Source organism: Pantoea sp. EKM20T (assembly GCF_011800485.1).
Lineage (GTDB): Bacteria > Pseudomonadota > Gammaproteobacteria > Enterobacterales > Enterobacteriaceae > Pantoea > Pantoea agglomerans.
This window is the reverse complement of the sequence record NZ_JAALFW010000007.1, coordinates 253831-269334: the sequence shown is the minus strand read 5'-3', so window position 1 is coordinate 269334 and position 15504 is coordinate 253831. Positions and strand designations below refer to the sequence as shown.

General features: G+C 54.5%; 13 protein-coding genes and 4 tRNA genes. 7 read left to right on the top strand and 10 right to left on the bottom strand.

Going from position 1 to position 15504, the window contains the following annotated elements:
* Both HFD94_RS14635 and HFD94_RS14630 read right to left on the bottom strand, forming a co-directional pair.
* A tRNA-Val gene (locus tag HFD94_RS14635) sits at nt 1-76 on the bottom strand.
* A 41-nt stretch (nt 77-117) separates the two neighbouring features.
* A tRNA-Val gene (locus HFD94_RS14630) sits at nt 118-193 on the bottom strand.
* A 272-nt stretch (nt 194-465) separates the two neighbouring features.
* On the opposite strand from HFD94_RS14630, the gene gltX reads away from it, so the two are divergent.
* The gene (gene gltX / locus HFD94_RS14625) at nt 466-1881 is read left to right on the top strand and encodes a glutamate--tRNA ligase (protein ID WP_010257834.1); all 1416 of its coding nucleotides are present in this window, start codon (nt 466-468) and stop codon (nt 1879-1881) included.
* A 33-nt stretch (nt 1882-1914) separates the two neighbouring features.
* Here gltX and HFD94_RS14620 read toward each other — a convergent pair whose 3' ends face one another.
* The 3 genes from HFD94_RS14620 to HFD94_RS14610 all read right to left on the bottom strand — a co-directional run bounded on the left by HFD94_RS14620 (nt 1915) and on the right by HFD94_RS14610 (nt 3546).
* Complete coding sequence (locus HFD94_RS14620) at nt 1915-2268, bottom strand: YfeC-like transcriptional regulator (RefSeq protein WP_010257835.1); 354 nt, start codon at nt 2266-2268, stop codon at nt 1915-1917.
* Nucleotides 2269-2292: 24 nt separating this feature from the next.
* Nucleotides 2293-2646, bottom strand: a complete 354-nt coding sequence (locus HFD94_RS14615; protein WP_122889726.1) for a YfeC-like transcriptional regulator — start codon at nt 2644-2646, stop codon at nt 2293-2295.
* Between the two features lie 111 nt (nt 2647-2757).
* Nucleotides 2758-3546, bottom strand: a complete 789-nt coding sequence (locus HFD94_RS14610) for a formate/nitrite transporter family protein (RefSeq protein WP_010257841.1) — start codon at nt 3544-3546, stop codon at nt 2758-2760.
* Nucleotides 3547-3905: 359 nt separating this feature from the next.
* Here HFD94_RS14610 and HFD94_RS14605 point away from each other — a divergent pair.
* Nucleotides 3906-3981, top strand: a tRNA-Ala gene (locus tag HFD94_RS14605).
* 44 nt (nt 3982-4025) lie between these two features.
* Nucleotides 4026-4101 (top strand) — tRNA-Ala (locus HFD94_RS14600).
* A 326-nt stretch (nt 4102-4427) separates the two neighbouring features.
* Here the strand turns inward: HFD94_RS14600 and HFD94_RS14595 are convergent.
* Nucleotides 4428-5618 carry a NupC/NupG family nucleoside CNT transporter gene (locus tag HFD94_RS14595; RefSeq protein ID WP_010671371.1) on the bottom strand — a complete coding sequence of 397 codons (1191 nt, stop codon included), beginning with the start codon at nt 5616-5618 and terminating at the stop codon, nt 4428-4430.
* 369 nt (nt 5619-5987) lie between these two features.
* On the opposite strand from HFD94_RS14595, the gene HFD94_RS14590 reads away from it, so the two are divergent.
* On the top strand, nt 5988-7229 hold the full coding sequence (locus tag HFD94_RS14590) for an Nramp family divalent metal transporter (RefSeq protein ID WP_010257845.1): 1242 nt from the start codon (nt 5988-5990) through the stop codon (nt 7227-7229).
* Nucleotides 7230-7589: 360 nt separating this feature from the next.
* On the opposite strand, the gene HFD94_RS14585 is transcribed toward HFD94_RS14590, so the two are convergent.
* Together HFD94_RS14585 and mgrA are read right to left on the bottom strand one after the other, a co-directional pair.
* Nucleotides 7590-7985, bottom strand: a complete 396-nt coding sequence (locus tag HFD94_RS14585) for a DUF2502 domain-containing protein (RefSeq protein WP_010257849.1) — start codon at nt 7983-7985, stop codon at nt 7590-7592.
* 172 nt (nt 7986-8157) lie between these two features.
* Entirely contained in the window at nt 8158-9147 is a 990-nt protein-coding gene (gene mgrA / locus HFD94_RS14580; protein WP_010257851.1) for an L-glyceraldehyde 3-phosphate reductase, read from the bottom strand.
* A gap of 219 nt (nt 9148-9366) precedes the next feature.
* Here mgrA and ipdC point away from each other — a divergent pair, with 219 nt between their 5' ends.
* Both ipdC and glk read left to right on the top strand, forming a co-directional pair.
* Entirely contained in the window at nt 9367-11019 is a 1653-nt protein-coding gene (gene ipdC, locus HFD94_RS14575; protein ID WP_122889724.1) for an indolepyruvate decarboxylase, read from the top strand.
* Nucleotides 11020-11179: 160 nt separating this feature from the next.
* Entirely contained in the window at nt 11180-12145 is a 966-nt protein-coding gene (gene glk, locus HFD94_RS14570) for a glucokinase (protein WP_010257856.1), read from the top strand.
* A gap of 157 nt (nt 12146-12302) precedes the next feature.
* Here the strand turns inward: glk and HFD94_RS14565 are convergent, their stop codons facing one another.
* Together HFD94_RS14565 and HFD94_RS14560 are read right to left on the bottom strand one after the other, a co-directional pair.
* Nucleotides 12303-13031 (bottom strand): LytTR family DNA-binding domain-containing protein, encoded by a 729-nt coding sequence (locus tag HFD94_RS14565; protein WP_033769736.1) that lies wholly within the window; start codon nt 13029-13031, stop codon nt 12303-12305.
* Nucleotides 13028-14698 (bottom strand): sensor histidine kinase, encoded by a 1671-nt coding sequence (locus HFD94_RS14560; RefSeq protein WP_305848819.1) that lies wholly within the window; start codon nt 14696-14698, stop codon nt 13028-13030. Before HFD94_RS14560 ends, HFD94_RS14565 begins: the two co-directional genes overlap by 4 nt.
* Before the next feature lie 278 nt (nt 14699-14976).
* On the opposite strand from HFD94_RS14560, the gene HFD94_RS14555 reads away from it, so the two are divergent.
* Nucleotides 14977-15501 carry a GNAT family N-acetyltransferase gene (locus HFD94_RS14555; protein ID WP_031292218.1) on the top strand — a complete coding sequence of 175 codons (525 nt, stop codon included), beginning with the start codon at nt 14977-14979 and terminating at the stop codon, nt 15499-15501.
* The last annotated feature ends 3 nt before the right edge of the window (nt 15502-15504 follow it).

Here is a 15504-nt window from a genome sequence, read left to right as displayed (position 1 = left end):
TGGTGGGTGATGACGGGTTCGAACCGCCGACCCCCTCCTTGTAAGGGAGATGCTCTACCAACTGAGCTAATCACCCATATCTTCATACCTGTTCACTGCGGGCCACGCTGTTAAGAGTGGTGGGTGATGACGGGTTCGAACCGCCGACCCCCTCCTTGTAAGGGAGATGCTCTACCAACTGAGCTAATCACCCCCGCTGTGTGGAGTCGCATTATAGGGATAGTTGATTTTGAGTCAACGCTTTTTAAAACATAAATGTGCGTTCGGTTTATTTTTAAACACCCTGTCGCGCTTTTAGCCAATGTGCTGGTTTTACTGGCAGAAAAGCCCCTTTTCCCGGGCGGCAACCGGCGGGCATGCATTGAGGATTCACCGTCAGATGCTAGAATGTGCCCACTGTTTTTTCGCGTCTAACCTGTTTTTTGTCATCCAGACAGAGAACCCGCGCATCTAAGGCAATACTCAATGAAAATCAAAACACGCTTCGCGCCCAGCCCGACTGGCTATCTGCATGTAGGTGGCGCCCGTACCGCACTTTACTCCTGGCTCTTTGCCCGTCACAACCAGGGCGAGTTCGTGCTGCGCATTGAAGATACCGATCTGGAGCGCTCCACGCCGGAAGCTATCGAAGCCATCATGGATGGCATGAACTGGCTGAGCCTCGACTGGAATGAAGGCCCTTACTACCAGACAAAACGTTTTGATCGTTACAACGCGGTCATTGATGAAATGCTGGAAGCGGGCACAGCCTATAAATGCTACTGCTCTAAAGAACGTCTGGAAGCGCTGCGTGAAGAGCAGATGGCCAACAACGAAAAGCCGCGTTACGACGGCCGCTGCCGTGACAGCCATGAACATCATGCAGATGATGAGCCGTGCGTTGTGCGTTTCCGCAATCCGCAGGAAGGTTCGGTCATCTTTGACGACCAGATCCGTGGCCCGATTGAGTTCAGCAACCAGGAGCTGGATGATCTGATCATCCGCCGCACCGATGGTTCGCCAACCTACAACTTCTGCGTCGTCGTGGATGACTGGGATATGGGCATCACCCATGTGATTCGCGGTGAAGACCACATTAACAACACGCCACGTCAGATCAACATCCTCAAAGCAATTGGCGCGCAGGTTCCGGTCTATGCCCACGTCTCAATGATCCTGGGCGATGACGGCAAAAAGCTCTCCAAGCGTCATGGCGCGGTAGGGGTGATGCAGTATCGTGATGATGGCTACCTGCCAGAAGCGCTGCTCAACTACCTGGTTCGTCTGGGCTGGTCACATGGCGATCAGGAAATCTTCAGCGTGGCCGAAATGGCTGAGCTCTTTACCCTGGATGCGGTCAGTAAGTCTGCCAGTGCGTTCAACACTGAGAAACTGCAGTGGCTGAACCATCACTACATCAATACGCTGCCGCCAGAATATGTGGCGACACATCTGCAGTGGCATATTGAAGAGCAGAAAATTGATACCCGCACGGGGCCGGAACTGGCGAAGCTGGTTGGTCTGTTAGGCGAGCGCTGCAAAACATTGAAAGAGATGGCTGCATCCTGCCGCTACTTCTATGAAGACTTTGCAGAATTTGATGCCGATGCCGCGAAGAAACATCTCCGTCCGGTAGCACGTCAGCCGCTGGAAGTGGTACGCGATAAGCTGGCCGCGATCGAAGAGTGGACGGCTGAAAACGTACATCAGGCTATTCAGAGCACCGCAGATGAGCTGGAAGTCGGGATGGGGAAAGTGGGCATGCCGCTGCGCGTGGCCGTAACCGGTGCCGGTCAGTCACCCGGACTGGATGTCACCGTGGAAGCGATAGGCCGCAGCCGCAGCGTTGCACGTATTGAGCAGGCGCTGGCCTTTATCAGTGAGCGGGAAGCGCAGGCTTAATAAACAGAACCGGAAGCTTCGCGCTTCCGGTTTTTACTCTTCAGTAATATCCAGACGCTGCAACATGCCTTTAATACCTATCCGTAATATCAGCGCTGACAGCTGCTCCTGTTCAGCCTGACTCATTTGTGGAACCGCATTCACCAACAGTGCCGTCAGTGAATCTGCCGGAACCCTGTACATTGCGGCGGGTTCGTGCAGGCTACGCGTCGAATGGATAAATTTTTCTACGCGATCATCGACATGAATCAATCGCGCCTTGCCGCCCTGAATGCCGGGTCTGGGCAGGGTGGTCCAGTTTTCGCGCTTAATCCATTTGTTCACTGTCTGTCGGCTCAGGCCCGTCTCTGAGGCGAGTTCTTCGGGTGTTAACCATTCCTTTTTCATCATACCTTCCCTGATAAATACACCTTACTCTTCGCTGATTCCCAGTCGCTGCAAAACGCCCTTGATACCTTCGCGTAAGATTAGTGCAGTGAATTGATCCTGCTCGTCCTGAGTCATTTGCTGGACGGAACTTATTAATAACGCAGGTAATGAATTAGACGGAGTGCCATAAGTTGCCGTCGGCTCGTTAAGGTTACGGGTCGACTGAATAAAATTTTTCACGCGCTCATCAATGTGAATCAATCGGGCTTTACCGCCTTGCACACCGGGCTTCGGCGTGGTCGTCCAGTTTTCCCGCTTGATCCATTTATTCACCGTTTGCCGACTGTAACCCGTCTCTGCAGCCAGCTCTTCGGGGGTAAGCCATTCCTTTTTCACGATGCAGTCCCTGATTAATACATTAGCAGGACATATTACAGCAAAACGTAACGGGTGAAAGTAACTGAAGCTGAAATTGCCTTTTGTCTCTCGACAAAAGGCAAAACATCATTACTGAGGATTACTGGCGGGTTCAGCGGCAGGGCGGAATGCAAGGAAATAGGCCAGACCAACGAACACGGCACCACCCACGGCATTGCCTGAGAAGACGGCAATAAAATTAGGGAAGTACTCTGCCCAGCTCATCTGACCGGCAAAAATGGCGGCCGGAATAATAAACATGTTAGCGACAACGTGCTGGAAGCCAATGGCCACAAATGCCATCACCGGGAACCACATGCCGAAGATCTTGCCGACCACATCTTTACTGGCAAAAGCCAGCCATACCGCCAGGCAAACCAGCCAGTTACAGCCGATGCCGGAAATAAAGGCGTGCAGGAAATCAGCGTGGACTTTTGCAGAAGCGATAGCAACGGTCTTCTTCAGGTAATCGCCCTCGGTCATACCCAGCATGTGACCAAAGAACCAGGCGACAGCCACGCTGCCGAGAAAGTTAGCCAGGGTAACCCAGAACCAGTTGCGCGCCACGCTCATAAAGCTGATGCGACGGGCGAACCAGGCCACCGGTAATGTCATCATATTACCGGTCAGCAGTTCACCACCCGCCAGCACGGTCATGATGATCCCCACCGGGAAGACCGCGGCACCTAACAGGCCACCAAAAGAGCCCCATTCAGCGGGAAGGGTGTTGATCACGTGAAGATCCAGCAGGAAGCCGGTCGCAATAAATGCGCCCGCCATAAAGCCGAGAATCAGAAGGATGCTGACAGGTGCACGGCTTTTAGCCACGCCTGACTGGATCGCCAGTTGTGCGATTTCTTTAGGTGTATGCAGCGACATAGTATCTCAGTAGTTTTTTTATGATTAATGGGACGATAACGCCTGGTGGACGCGTGGTGCGCGGGAGAGGGTCCCGGGTACCACTAAATTAGCGGGCTAAGTTTTGCATGCGAAAAAGCCGAAGACAAGAAAATTCCTATAACATATTTAACCGTGAATTAACCTGACGGCAGACTGAATAACAGTTAAAAAACGGTCCTGTGTGAACAGACACGATTTTCCCCTGCAGCATGCTGCTGAAACTTCGCAGGTTGCCGCCTTTTTCAGCGATCAAACAGAGAATGTCATTTTGCCGTTGACACCCCGAAGGGGGTTTCATATTATGCCGTCCGTCGCTTAACGCGACAGTTTTTCGGTTCGGGGCTATAGCTCAGCTGGGAGAGCGCCTGCATGGCATGCAGGAGGTCAGCGGTTCGATCCCGCTTAGCTCCACCAAACTTCTTCCCAAAAGTTTGGCACTGAAAAACGATTCCAGATGTGGGGGTATAGCTCAGCTGGGAGAGCGCTTGCATGGCATGCAAGAGGTCAGCGGTTCGATCCCGCTTATCTCCACCATTTTCTGACACGTCGTTGTCAAAATCCTTTCTGATTAATCTCTTATTCGCCAGTTGCTGCGGATCCCAACGCTATTGCTTTGCTATTCATGCCGCTGCGCACGCTTAATTGCGTTATTAACCGGCATAACCTGTCATGACATCCGATGCTGTTTGCAGGACGTTGTGCCGCCTCTCGTGCACGATCCGAATGCAGATGTGACATGTGCAATGAAAGAGTTAACGCAGGAAAGTGGAATCAGCGGGAAGCAGAGCAAGGATAGAGCAGAAAGAGAAGGGCGAGACCTGCTCGCCCTTTGATGCTTAGAGTAGTGCGCAGAACCGTGCTTAGAACGCCAGAACCAGACCGGCGATAGCAGCGGAAAGCACGCTGACCAGCGTAGAGCCGTACAGCAGCTTCAGACCAAAGCGGGAAACCACGTTGCCCTGTTCTTCGTTCAGACCTTTAATCGCACCGGCCACGATGCCGATAGAAGAGAAGTTAGCGAACGAGACCAGGAACACAGAAAGAATACCTTCTGAATGTGGCGACAGCTGACCCGCGATTTTCTGCAGATCCATCATGGCAACAAACTCATTCGACACCAGCTTGGTCGCCATAATACTGCCGACCTGCAACGCTTCGCCAGCAGGTACGCCCATCACCCAGGCAAACGGATAGAAGACAAAGCCGAGAACGCCCTGGAAAGAGATGCCGAAGATCAAATCAAACAGCGCATTCAGACCTGAAATCAGCGCGATAAAACCAATCAGCATGGCGGCAACGATAATCGCGACGCGGAAACCGGCCAGGATATACTCGCCCAGCATCTCAAAGAAGCTCTGGCCTTTGTGCAGATCCTGCAACTGCAGATCTTCTTCGTTCTCAACGCGATAAGGGTTGATCAGCGACAGCACGATAAAGGTGCTGAACATGTTGAGCACCAGCGCGGCGACCACATACTTCGGCTGCAGCATGGTCATGTAGGCACCGACGATCGACATCGATACGGTCGACATCGCGGTCGCGGCCATGGTGTACATGCGGCGCTGTGACATTTGGCCCAGGATATCTTTATAGGCGATGAAGTTTTCTGATTGTCCCAGTATCAGAGAACTTACGGCGTTGAAAGATTCCAGTTTTCCCATGCCATTCACTTTCGACAGTACGGTACCAATACCGCGAATCACCCATGGCAGGATACGGAAATGCTGCAGAATACCGATCAGCGCAGAGATAAAGACGATAGGGCACAATACGTTAAGGAAGAAGAAGGCCAGACCTTTGTCGCTCATGTTGCCGAAGACGAAGTTGGTACCCTCAGCGGCATACTTCAGCAGATGGTCAAAGAAGCCCGCGAATCCTTTGACGAAACCGAGTCCCGCTTCTGAGTTCAGGAAGAACCAGGCGAGCACAATTTCAATCACCAGTAGCTGTATAATGTAGCGAATGCGAATGCTTTTACGATCGTGACTGACCAGCAAGGCGAGTATCCCGACCACCACCAGTGCTAAAAGAAATTGCAAAATATGGGACATGGTTGCTCCAAATTTGAGGAGGGTTGTATTTTGTTGCGTATTCTATGTAACGCGTTACTTAAAAACGAGATCTGAACCACAATATAAGTATTCGCTATCGTTATATTTTCCAGAAAAGTTCCAGAGATCACGTCCTGTTTACAAATACTTCGCTTCAGATAACCACATAATTATTGTCTGAATTTTACACCGGGCGTAAAGTGACACTATTGCTCACATTTTTAACAATCACATCCTTTACTGTAATGTATAGCAATGGCTATACTTTATAGCAGCATCTATTACACCGATAACAATAAACGAATTTCACTTGCACCTGCTAACCCCTAAGCTGCCGGGGCAGGCAAATGTTCAGACAGGGTATCGGATATGTTTGAAAGTCGTACCGCCGAGCGCGCCGCTCGCGGAGTCAGAAAAGTCAAACTCGCACTGCTGGGGCCCGCTTTTATCGCCGCTATCGGCTATATCGATCCGGGCAACTTTGCGACCAACATTCAGGCGGGCGCTGCTTACGGCTACAAATTGCTGTGGGTGGTGGTATGGGCCAACATCATGGCCATGCTGATTCAGCTGATGTCAGCCAAGCTGGGTATCGCTACCGGCAAAAACCTCGCTGAACACATCCGCGATCGTTTTCCCCGGCCTGCCGTCTGGTTTTACTGGGTGCAGGCGGAAATTATCGCGATGGCCACTGACCTGGCGGAATTTATCGGTGCCGCGCTGGGATTCAAACTGCTGCTCGGCATTTCTTTGATGCAGGGCGCGGTGCTGACCGGCATCGCCACGTTCCTGATATTGATGTTACAGAGCCGTGGGCAAAAGCCGCTGGAGCTGGTGATTGGCGGACTGCTGCTGTTTGTGGCGGCGGCCTATATCGTCGAACTCTTCTTCTCTCAGCCCAGTGTCAAAGAGCTGGTGATCGGCATGGCGCTGCCCGCGTTACCAACGTCGGATGCTGTATTCCTGGCGGCGGGTGTGCTGGGTGCGACCATTATGCCGCACGTGATTTACCTGCACTCCGCGCTAACGCAGGGCAAAAGTGAGGACAGCAAAGGTCAGCGGTACTCCTCAACTAAACTGGATGTGGCGATTGCCATGACCATCGCCGGATTTGTTAACCTGGCGATGATGGCGACCGCCGCAGCGGCGTTTCACTTCAGCGGCCACAGTAAAATCGCTGAACTCGATCAGGCCTATCTGACGCTGCAACCGCTGTTAGGTCAGGCGGCGGCGACGGTGTTTGGTCTGAGCCTGGTGGCCGCCGGATTATCTTCAACGGTGGTCGGTACGCTGGCGGGGCAGGTGGTGATGCAGGGCTTTATCCACTTCCATATTCCCCTGTGGGTGCGCCGAACCGTCACCATGCTGCCCTCCTTTATTGTCATCTGGGCAGGCTGGGACCCGACAAGGGTGCTGGTGATGAGTCAGGTGCTGCTGAGTTTTGGTATTGCGCTGGCGTTGATTCCGCTGCTCTCCTTTACCGGCAACCGCGAGCTGATGGGCGATGATATGGTTAACTCGCGTCTGATGCAGAATACCGGGCGACTGATCGTGCTGCTGGTGATTACGCTGAATCTTTACCTGCTGGTGGGTGAAGCGCTGGGGCTGTAGCGGTTATGGTAAACAAGAAAACGCCCGGTTCTGCCGGGCATTGCAGACAACTGACAACCTCAAGTCAGATATCTTTCAGCCGCGAATTAGCTTAAAGCACAGGGAATCCGGTCAGAGGAGGAAAGCGTCCCGCGCCTGGGACAAAAACGCCGGGAGCGTTTTTGAACAACGCAACGCGTTGGCCCGGCTACGGGCGCACCTCAGGGATGAGGTGCGTAATCGCGCGGGCCGAGCATGTCAGGGATGACATCTTTTGCGTCTTTCCGATCTGACCGGGTTTCCTGTGCTGGCTCCGTCTGGCAGCAATCAGGCCTGACCTAATCAATAAATAAAAACGCCCGGTTCTGCCGGGCGTTTTTATTAATGGCGATCGTGTCCGTGATGGTCTGGACCGCGATGGTCAGGCCCACGACGGTCATGATGATCCCAGCCACGATCACGATCGCGGCGATACTGATGTTCCCAGCGACGCTCACGGTCGCGCTCATGCCAGCGGCGTTCGCGCTCCCACTGCTGCTGACGACGCCACTCTTCGTGTCGCCACCAGCGGCGTTCGTTGTAAGAATAGCGGTCGTTCCACCAGCGCGGTTCACGCCAGCGGCCACCATCCCAGTAATAGCCACGGCGATCGCGATCGCCAAGATTCAGGGTGACGCCGGGGGCCAGAGTAATAGAGGCACTGGAGGCCTGGGCTGTGTGGTGTGCCAGCGGCGACAACAGGGCCAGCAGGGCAGCAAAAATAAGGGCTCTTTTCATTTTCTTCTCCTCATCAACAGTCTGACGCTGTTGCGGCGCAGCGATTATGCCTGCGTATTGCTGTGGTTACCGCATCATTGTGTCGGAAGATTGTGAGGAAATTGGGGAGAGAAAGGGGTTTGAGACTATTCTGGCGCAGAAAACGCCCGGCCTCAGCCGGGCGCTAAAATCGTTACAGCAGCGCCGCGTCAATCGCCGCTAACTCGCTGTCGCTGAACTGACGGCGAGCGAGCATCGCCACCGCGTCATCGATCTGGGCTGTTTTGCTGGCTCCGATCAGTACTGAAGTCACACGCTCATCGCGCAGCACCCACGCCAGCGCCATCTGCGCCAGCTTCTGTTCGCGTTGCTGCGCAATAGCATTAAGCTTGCGGACTTTCTCCATCTTCTCATCCGTCAGCTGGTTCTCATTCAGGAACTTGCTGCCGCTGGCCGCGCGCGAATCTTCAGGAATGCCCTGCAGATAGCGATCGGTGAGCACGCCGCCTGCCAGCGGAGAGAAGGCGATACAGCCGACGCCCGCATCGCCCAGCGTCTGAATCAATCCCTGCTCAGGTGTGCGTTCAAACATCGAATATCGCGGCTGGTGAATCAGACAAGGGGTGCCGAGATCGCGCAGGATAGCTATCGCTTCGGCGGCGAGATCGGCCGGATAGTTAGAAAGGGCAGCGTAAAGCGCTTTGCCCTGGCGCACCACATGGTCCAGCGCGCGCATTGTCTCTTCCAGCGGGGTTTCCGGATCGGGACGGTGATGATAGAAAATATCCACATACTCCAGCCCCATTCGCTTCAGGCTCTGATCCAGACTGGCGACCAGATATTTACGCGAACCCCAATCCCCATAAGGCCCCTGCCACATGGTATAGCCCGCTTTAGTGGAGATGATCAGCTCATCACGATGGGCACGAAAATCTTCCCGCAGAATACGCCCGAAGTTCTCTTCTGCTGAGCCAGGGGGTGGACCGTAATTGTTGGCTAAGTCGAAGTGCGTGATGCCAAGGTCAAACGCATGACGCAGCAGCTCACGGCTGTTATCGACCCGGGTACTGTCACCAAAGTTATGCCACAGTCCCAGCGAAATGGCGGGCAGTTTGATTCCGCTGCGGCCGCTGCGGCGATATTCCATCTGTTGATAGCGATCGGGATGAGGGAAAAGGGACATTCAGCGCTCCTGGGTAAAAACGGGGATATGTGCCAAAAGTCTATCAGTGTATACGGTTACACTCAGTGACAGCGCGCTGCAATTCGCATTTTTACAGAATATTCCGCCAGCGTAACGTCGCCTTTCCAGCCATTGCGGCTGGCTAAAATAGCGGCACGCCTCGCTAATTTCATCCTGTGTCAGATACTTAACCCGACTCTTCCCTGAAAGGAATGCGCAATGTCTACTTTTACTGTTGGAGATTACCTGCTGACCCGTCTGCAGGAGATTGGTGTAAAGCATCTGTTTGGCGTGCCGGGCGACTATAACCTGCAATTTCTTGACCACGTCATCGCCCATCCGGCCATCAGCTGGGTAGGCTGCGCTAATGAGCTTAACGCAGCCTATGCGGCAGACGGTTATGCACGCTGCAACGGGGCAGGAGCGCTATTGACCACGTTTGGTGTGGGCGAGCTCAGCGCGATTAATGGCATTGCGGGCAGTTATGCCGAGTATCTGCCGCTGATCCATATCGTTGGCGCGCCTGCGACGCAGGCCCAGTTGAAGGGGGATTGTGTTCATCATTCGCTGGGCGATGGCGATTTCCAGCATTTTATTCGCATGGCCACAGAAGTCAGTGCGGCAACGGCACAGCTTACCGCCGACAACGCCACGGCTGAGATTGATCGGGTGATCGTCAGTGCGCTGCAGGCCCGTCGTCCCGGCTATTTGTCGCTGGCCGTCGACGTGGCGGCCATGGAGGTGCAGCCACCGGCGCAGCCCCTGAACAGTCATCAATCCTCTTCGCCCGCTGCGCGTCGCGCTTTCAGCGACGCGGCGGAACGTTTGCTGGCACCGGCGCAGCGGGTTTCACTGCTGGCCGATTTTCTTGCGCTGCGCTGGCAGCAGCAGTCCGCACTGGCCGCGCTGCGTGAACAGTGTGCGATTCCCTGTGCCAGCCTGCTGATGGGCAAGGGGGTTCTGGATGAACAGCAGCCGGGTTACGTCGGTACCTATGCCGGTGAGGCCAGCGCAGGTCAGGTGTGCGAACAGATCGAGCAGGTGGATGTGGCAATCTGCGTCGGGGTGCGATTTACCGACACCATTACTGCTGGCTTCACGCAGCAGTTTAACCCTGAGCGACTGATTGATCTGCAGCCTTTAAGCGCTAGTGTGGGCGGTGAACGTTTTGCGCCGCTGTCGATGGCGGATGCGCTGAGCGAGCTGCTGCCGCTGTTTGAACGCTATGGCCAGCAGTGGCAACCCGCCGCCACGCCGCCCGCCGCGCAATCTGCAGAACCGGCGGCGGTAATCAGTCAGCAGGCGTTCTGGCAGGCTATGCAGGCATTCCTGCAACCCGGCGACCTTATTCTGGCCGAGCAGGGGACAGCTGCCTTTGGGGCCGCCGCGTTAAGATTGCCCTCGCAGGCGCAGCTGGTGGTTCAGCCATTATGGGGATCAATCGGCTATACTCTTCCGGCAGCGTTTGGCGCGCAGACTGCCGATCCTGATCGCCGGGTTATCCTGATCATCGGAGACGGTTCGGCGCAGCTGACAATTCAGGAACTGGGTTCGATGCTGCGTGACCAGCAGCGACTGATACTCTTTTTGCTGAATAATGAAGGCTATACCGTCGAACGGGCGATTCATGGCGCAACACAACGTTACAATGATATTGCCCAATGGAACTGGACGGCCTTACCGCACGCCCTTAGCCTGCAGGGCCAGGCGCAGAGCTGGCGTATCAGTGAAACGGTGCAGTTAGAGGAAGTGATGGCGCGACTCTCAGAGCCGAAGTGGCTCTCTCTGGTTGAAGTCGTCATGCAGAAAGAGGATTTGCCGCCACTGCTACGAAAAGTCACCGCCTGCCTGAATCAACGCAACGGCGGCTAAGATTCAGATAGTTGCCGCTGTGCAGGGTGGACTATCGCGGTTAGGCTGTAGCACACCTGAGTAAGACGCTCACCAATCGCACCGGTGAGCGTTGTTGTTTTATGGGCAGAATTTTATAGTGTCCTCCAACTCTTAAGACCCCAAGCGGAGCAACAGAAGAATGACAACCTATGCCTTGGTCGGCGATGTCGGCGGTACTAACGCACGCCTCGCCCTGTGTGAGGTGGAAAGCGGCAGCATCACCCAGGCCAAAACATTCTCAACATCAGAATACGACAGCCTCGAAGCCGTCATCCGCCACTATCTTGATGAACAACAGCAGGACGTTAAAGATGGCTGTATTGCCATTGCCTGCCCGATTACCGATGACTGGGTTGAAATGACCAACCATGACTGGGCGTTTTCCACGCGCAAGCTCAAAGAGAACATCGGTTTTGAACACCTGGAAATCATTAACGACTTCACTGCGGTATCTATGGCGATCCCGATGCTGACCGCCGAAAACGTGATTCAGTTTGGCGGTACAGAGCCAGTCAAAGATAAACCTATCGCGATTTATGGTGCCGGCACCGGATTAGGCGTCAGCCATCTGGTGCATGTGGACAAGCGCTGGGTCAGCCTGCCAGGTGAGGGCGGTCATGTCGACTTCGCTGCCAACAGCGAAGAAGAAGATCAGATCCTGGAAGTGCTGCGCGAAGAACTGGGTCATGTTTCAGCGGAACGTGTGCTGTCAGGTGCCGGTCTGGTTAACCTCTATCGTGCGATTGTTAAAGTGGATAATCGCGTGCCGGAAAACCTGAAGCCGAAAGATGTCAGCCAGCGTGCGCTGGATGACAGCTGCACCGACTGCCGTCGCGCGCTGTCAATGTTCTGTGTCATCATGGGCCGTTTCGGCGGTAACCTGGCGCTGAATCTTGGCACCTTTGGTGGTGTCTATATTGCCGGTGGCATCGTGCCACGCTTCCTGGAGTTCTTTAAGTCGTCGGGTTTCCGCGCGGCGTTTGAAGATAAAGGCCGCTTCCGCGACTATGTTGCCAGCATCCCGGTTTATATGATTACGCACGACCAGCCTGGCCTGCTGGGCGCGGGCGCGCATCTGCGCCAGACGCTGGGTCGCGAAATCTGATTCTGTTTTACCTCGCGCGCGTACTGCCATTCTGCGCGCGAGCGATTTTCCCGATCGGCCTGCTTTAGCGGGGCAGGATCGGGAAATCCCCCCGGACTTTTTGCTGCTCTCCTGCTTCGCCATCCCCCTTTCTGAACAGGCCTTTAGCCCTCCTGCGCTACAGGCGCATCAGCTGTCGAAACTGCTTCACCTTACTGCGGCTGACCGGCACCTGAAACTCCAGATCGCGCAGCTTCAGCAGATAGGTGTTGTTAAACCACGGCTCGATTTCACGAATCTTGCTGAGGCTGACGCAGAAAGAGCGGTGGCAGCGGAAAAATTGCTGTTCCGGCAGGCGTGAACAGAACTCGGTAATATTCATCGACATCACGTAGGATTCGCGCCGGGTATAAACAAAGGTCAGCTTCTCATGCGCCTCAACGTAGTAAATATCATTCACGTCAGTGACGATAATGCGCTCATCTTTGATCAGGTTGACCGTCTGCGGCGCGGGCGTGGCGCTGAGATGGCTGACCGCCTGCTGCGCCTGCGCTGTGGCTTCGAGCTTGTTCAGCATGGTAACAATCCGCGACTCCTGATAGGGCTTGAGAATGTAGTCAAACGCCTCCAGCTCAAACGCTTCTACCGCATGCTCTTTCCACGCGGTAATAAAGACAATCAGTGGCTTGTGGGCAAACTGATGGATATTCTGTGCCAGCAGCATGCCATCCAGCGAGGGGATGTTGATATCGAGGAAAATCACATCAACCCGATGCTGTTGCAGGTACTTCAGCACGTCCAGACCATCGTCAAAACAGGCTTCGATCTCGATTTTGCTGTGATGCTGAATCATCCAGCTCAGCTCCTGCTGCGCCAGGAATTCATCTTCCACAATAATGGCTTTCATAACAGATTCTCCGCCAGGCGCTGGCCATTCTTACTCAGCGTAAAGGAAATCTCAGTGCCCGGCTGATGCCGCACGATATTCAATCCCTGACCCGACAAAAGTTTTACCCGATGATGCACATTGAGCAGGCCGATTTTATTACCGGGCATCTCGTTGCGTGCCACCCGTGCTATCACTTCGTCACTGATGCCCTGGCCGGTATCCCGCACCGAGATCCGCACCTGATCGCCCAGATCCCGGACGCTCAGCGTCACCACGCCTGTGCCTTTACAGGGCTGGATGCCATGGACAATGGCATTCTCCACCAGAGGCTGGATCAGCAGACTCGGCAGCAGAAAATGGAGATCCTCATCGACGTCATAGATCATCGTCAGCTTATCGCCAAACCGGGCCTGCTCGATGGCGATGTAATCTTTCACCTGCCACAGCTCTTTACGGATGTCGATTAGCTCATCGTCGTTCAGTTCCAGGTTGTAGCGCAGATAGCGTGACAGATTTATCACCAGCTGACGGGCGGTATCGGGATTGAGCCGGATAGAAGAGGAGATAGCATTCAGGGCGTTGAACAGGAAATGAGGATTTATTTTACTTTGCAGCGCACGCAGTTCCGCTTTATTAGCCATCTCGCGCAACTGCTCGGCACGCGATACTTCAAGCTGGGTTGAGATGATTTGTGACAGGCCGATCGCCATCTCCTTCAGCGAGCCGGTAATACGGTGTGCGCGGCGATAGTAGATTTTCAGCGTGCCGGTGACTTTGCCTTTCTCCCACAGCGGGATCACGATCATGGAGTGAATATCTTTGGTGCGATGCGCTTCATCGTTGTTCTTAATGATAATTTTACCGCTGGCGATCGACTGCGCCGTGGTGGGGCTGATGCCATCATCCCCATGTTTATAATTATGTTCGCCATAGCCGACGTAGGCCAGAATCTGTTTTTTATCGGTCATCGCCACCGCATCGGCTTTGATCTCCCGTCGGATAATGTCACAGATGTTGCGCAGCGAGTCGCTGTTCACCTGACGGAACAGCGGCAGGGTTTTATTGGCGATCTCCAGCGCCAGCTTGGCCTGGCGGGCGGCAATCGCCTCTTTTTCCCCCTCGACGCTCTGCACCAGCAGTACAATGATGCCGATACTGGAGGCACCGAGGATCATCGGCAGGGCAATTTCCGACACAATCGCCAGCCCGAGTGAGGTGGGGCGCGCCCACACAACAATCAACAACATCGTCAGGGCTTCACAGAGCATGCCGCCGACGATACCGGCACGCCAGCGGTGCTCTTTCAGTACCCGGCGATTAATACCGCCCGCGACGATACCGGCAATGATGCTGGTAATCAGGCAGGGCACGGAGGTCACGCCGTGAATATCGATCAGAAAACGGTGCAGACCGGCGATAACCCCGGTGGCGATCCCGACCCAGGGACCAAACAGAATGCCACCCGCCATCACGGCGATGACCCGCACATTCAGCAGTGAACCATCGACATCGACACCCGACCAGGTACTGAACAGCGCAAACAGGGAAAAGATGGCAGTAACCGCCACTTTCTCCGCACGGGTGTGTTCATCTTTTTGCAGCAGCTGACGAAACGGGCGGGTGCGCGTCAGGAAGAACAGGCAGATCAGCATCAGGGCGGCGCGGTCAAATACTGCCAGTAACATCGTGAAGTGGGAGGACACAGGCGACTCGTCGGCAATGGAAAGTGCCTCTATGATAAAAAATGTGATCGCGAACCGCTAGCGTCCCGATCAATCACGGTGGGAGTTAGTGCTTCAGATCAATTTTTACGGCATATCTGCAAAAAGAGGAAAGGTTGAGTGCATTAAAGGGGAACAGTTTTTCGCCCTGCAGAGGCTGGTCGCTAAGGTGCCGTTTTGCTATGTTGCGCGATGAGGTGCGCCAGTGACCGCTGGAAAACCGCGCCCATCGGGAGCAGCAGATGCAACTAGTCACCGCCAGATTAACCCTGAGTAAATTACAGCCAGAAGACTGGCAACTGTTTCGTGCCGTCCATGAAGATCGCGACACCATGACCTGGGTGAGCGAAATCCCCGATGAAGCGGATATCCGCCAGCGCTTCACCGAGCGTCTGGCTCCCTGGCAGGCGAGCAGTTTTCATATGCTCTGCCTGGTTGCGCGACGTCGTGACAACGGTGAGCCGATTGGCCTGTTTGGCTGCAGCCCCGAATGGGAGCCATACCGTCAGGCGGAGGTGGGCTATATGCTGCTGCATCGCCACTGCGGTCAGGGATATGGCAGCGAAGCCCTGGCGGCGCTGTGTCAGTTTTTGCTTGAAGCCGATTTCCACAAACTCAAAGCGATGGTGATTGAAGGGAACTGGGCGTCACGCCGTATTCTGGAGAAAAACGGCTTTCAGCTGGAGGGCACGCTACGGGATAATTATCTGCTGAACGGCTGCTGGGTGAACGATTGGCTGCTGGGGCGGCTGAATCCGCAAAAATAAAAA

What these genes read in the sequence shown, in the direction of transcription:
- gltX (WP_010257834.1), top strand. Translation starts at nt 466, where the DNA reads ATGAAAATCAAAACACGCTTCGCGCCCAGCCCGACTGGCTATCTGCAT.
- HFD94_RS14620 (WP_010257835.1), bottom strand. Translation starts at nt 2,268, where the DNA reads ATGAAAAAGGAATGGTTAACACCCGAAGAACTCGCCTCAGAGACGGGC.
- HFD94_RS14610 (WP_010257841.1), bottom strand. Translation starts at nt 3,546, where the DNA reads ATGTCGCTGCATACACCTAAAGAAATCGCACAACTGGCGATCCAGTCA.
- HFD94_RS14595 (WP_010671371.1), bottom strand. Translation starts at nt 5,618, where the DNA reads ATGTCCCATATTTTGCAATTTCTTTTAGCACTGGTGGTGGTCGGGATA.
- HFD94_RS14590 (WP_010257845.1), top strand. Translation starts at nt 5,988, where the DNA reads ATGTTTGAAAGTCGTACCGCCGAGCGCGCCGCTCGCGGAGTCAGAAAA.
- HFD94_RS14585 (WP_010257849.1), bottom strand. Translation starts at nt 7,985, where the DNA reads ATGAAAAGAGCCCTTATTTTTGCTGCCCTGCTGGCCCTGTTGTCGCCG.
- mgrA (WP_010257851.1), bottom strand. Translation starts at nt 9,147, where the DNA reads ATGTCCCTTTTCCCTCATCCCGATCGCTATCAACAGATGGAATATCGC.
- ipdC (WP_122889724.1), top strand. Translation starts at nt 9,367, where the DNA reads ATGTCTACTTTTACTGTTGGAGATTACCTGCTGACCCGTCTGCAGGAG.
- glk (WP_010257856.1), top strand. Translation starts at nt 11,180, where the DNA reads ATGACAACCTATGCCTTGGTCGGCGATGTCGGCGGTACTAACGCACGC.
- HFD94_RS14565 (WP_033769736.1), bottom strand. Translation starts at nt 13,031, where the DNA reads ATGAAAGCCATTATTGTGGAAGATGAATTCCTGGCGCAGCAGGAGCTG.
- HFD94_RS14560 (WP_305848819.1), bottom strand. Translation starts at nt 14,698, where the DNA reads ATGTTACTGGCAGTATTTGACCGCGCCGCCCTGATGCTGATCTGCCTG.
- HFD94_RS14555 (WP_031292218.1), top strand. Translation starts at nt 14,977, where the DNA reads ATGCAACTAGTCACCGCCAGATTAACCCTGAGTAAATTACAGCCAGAA.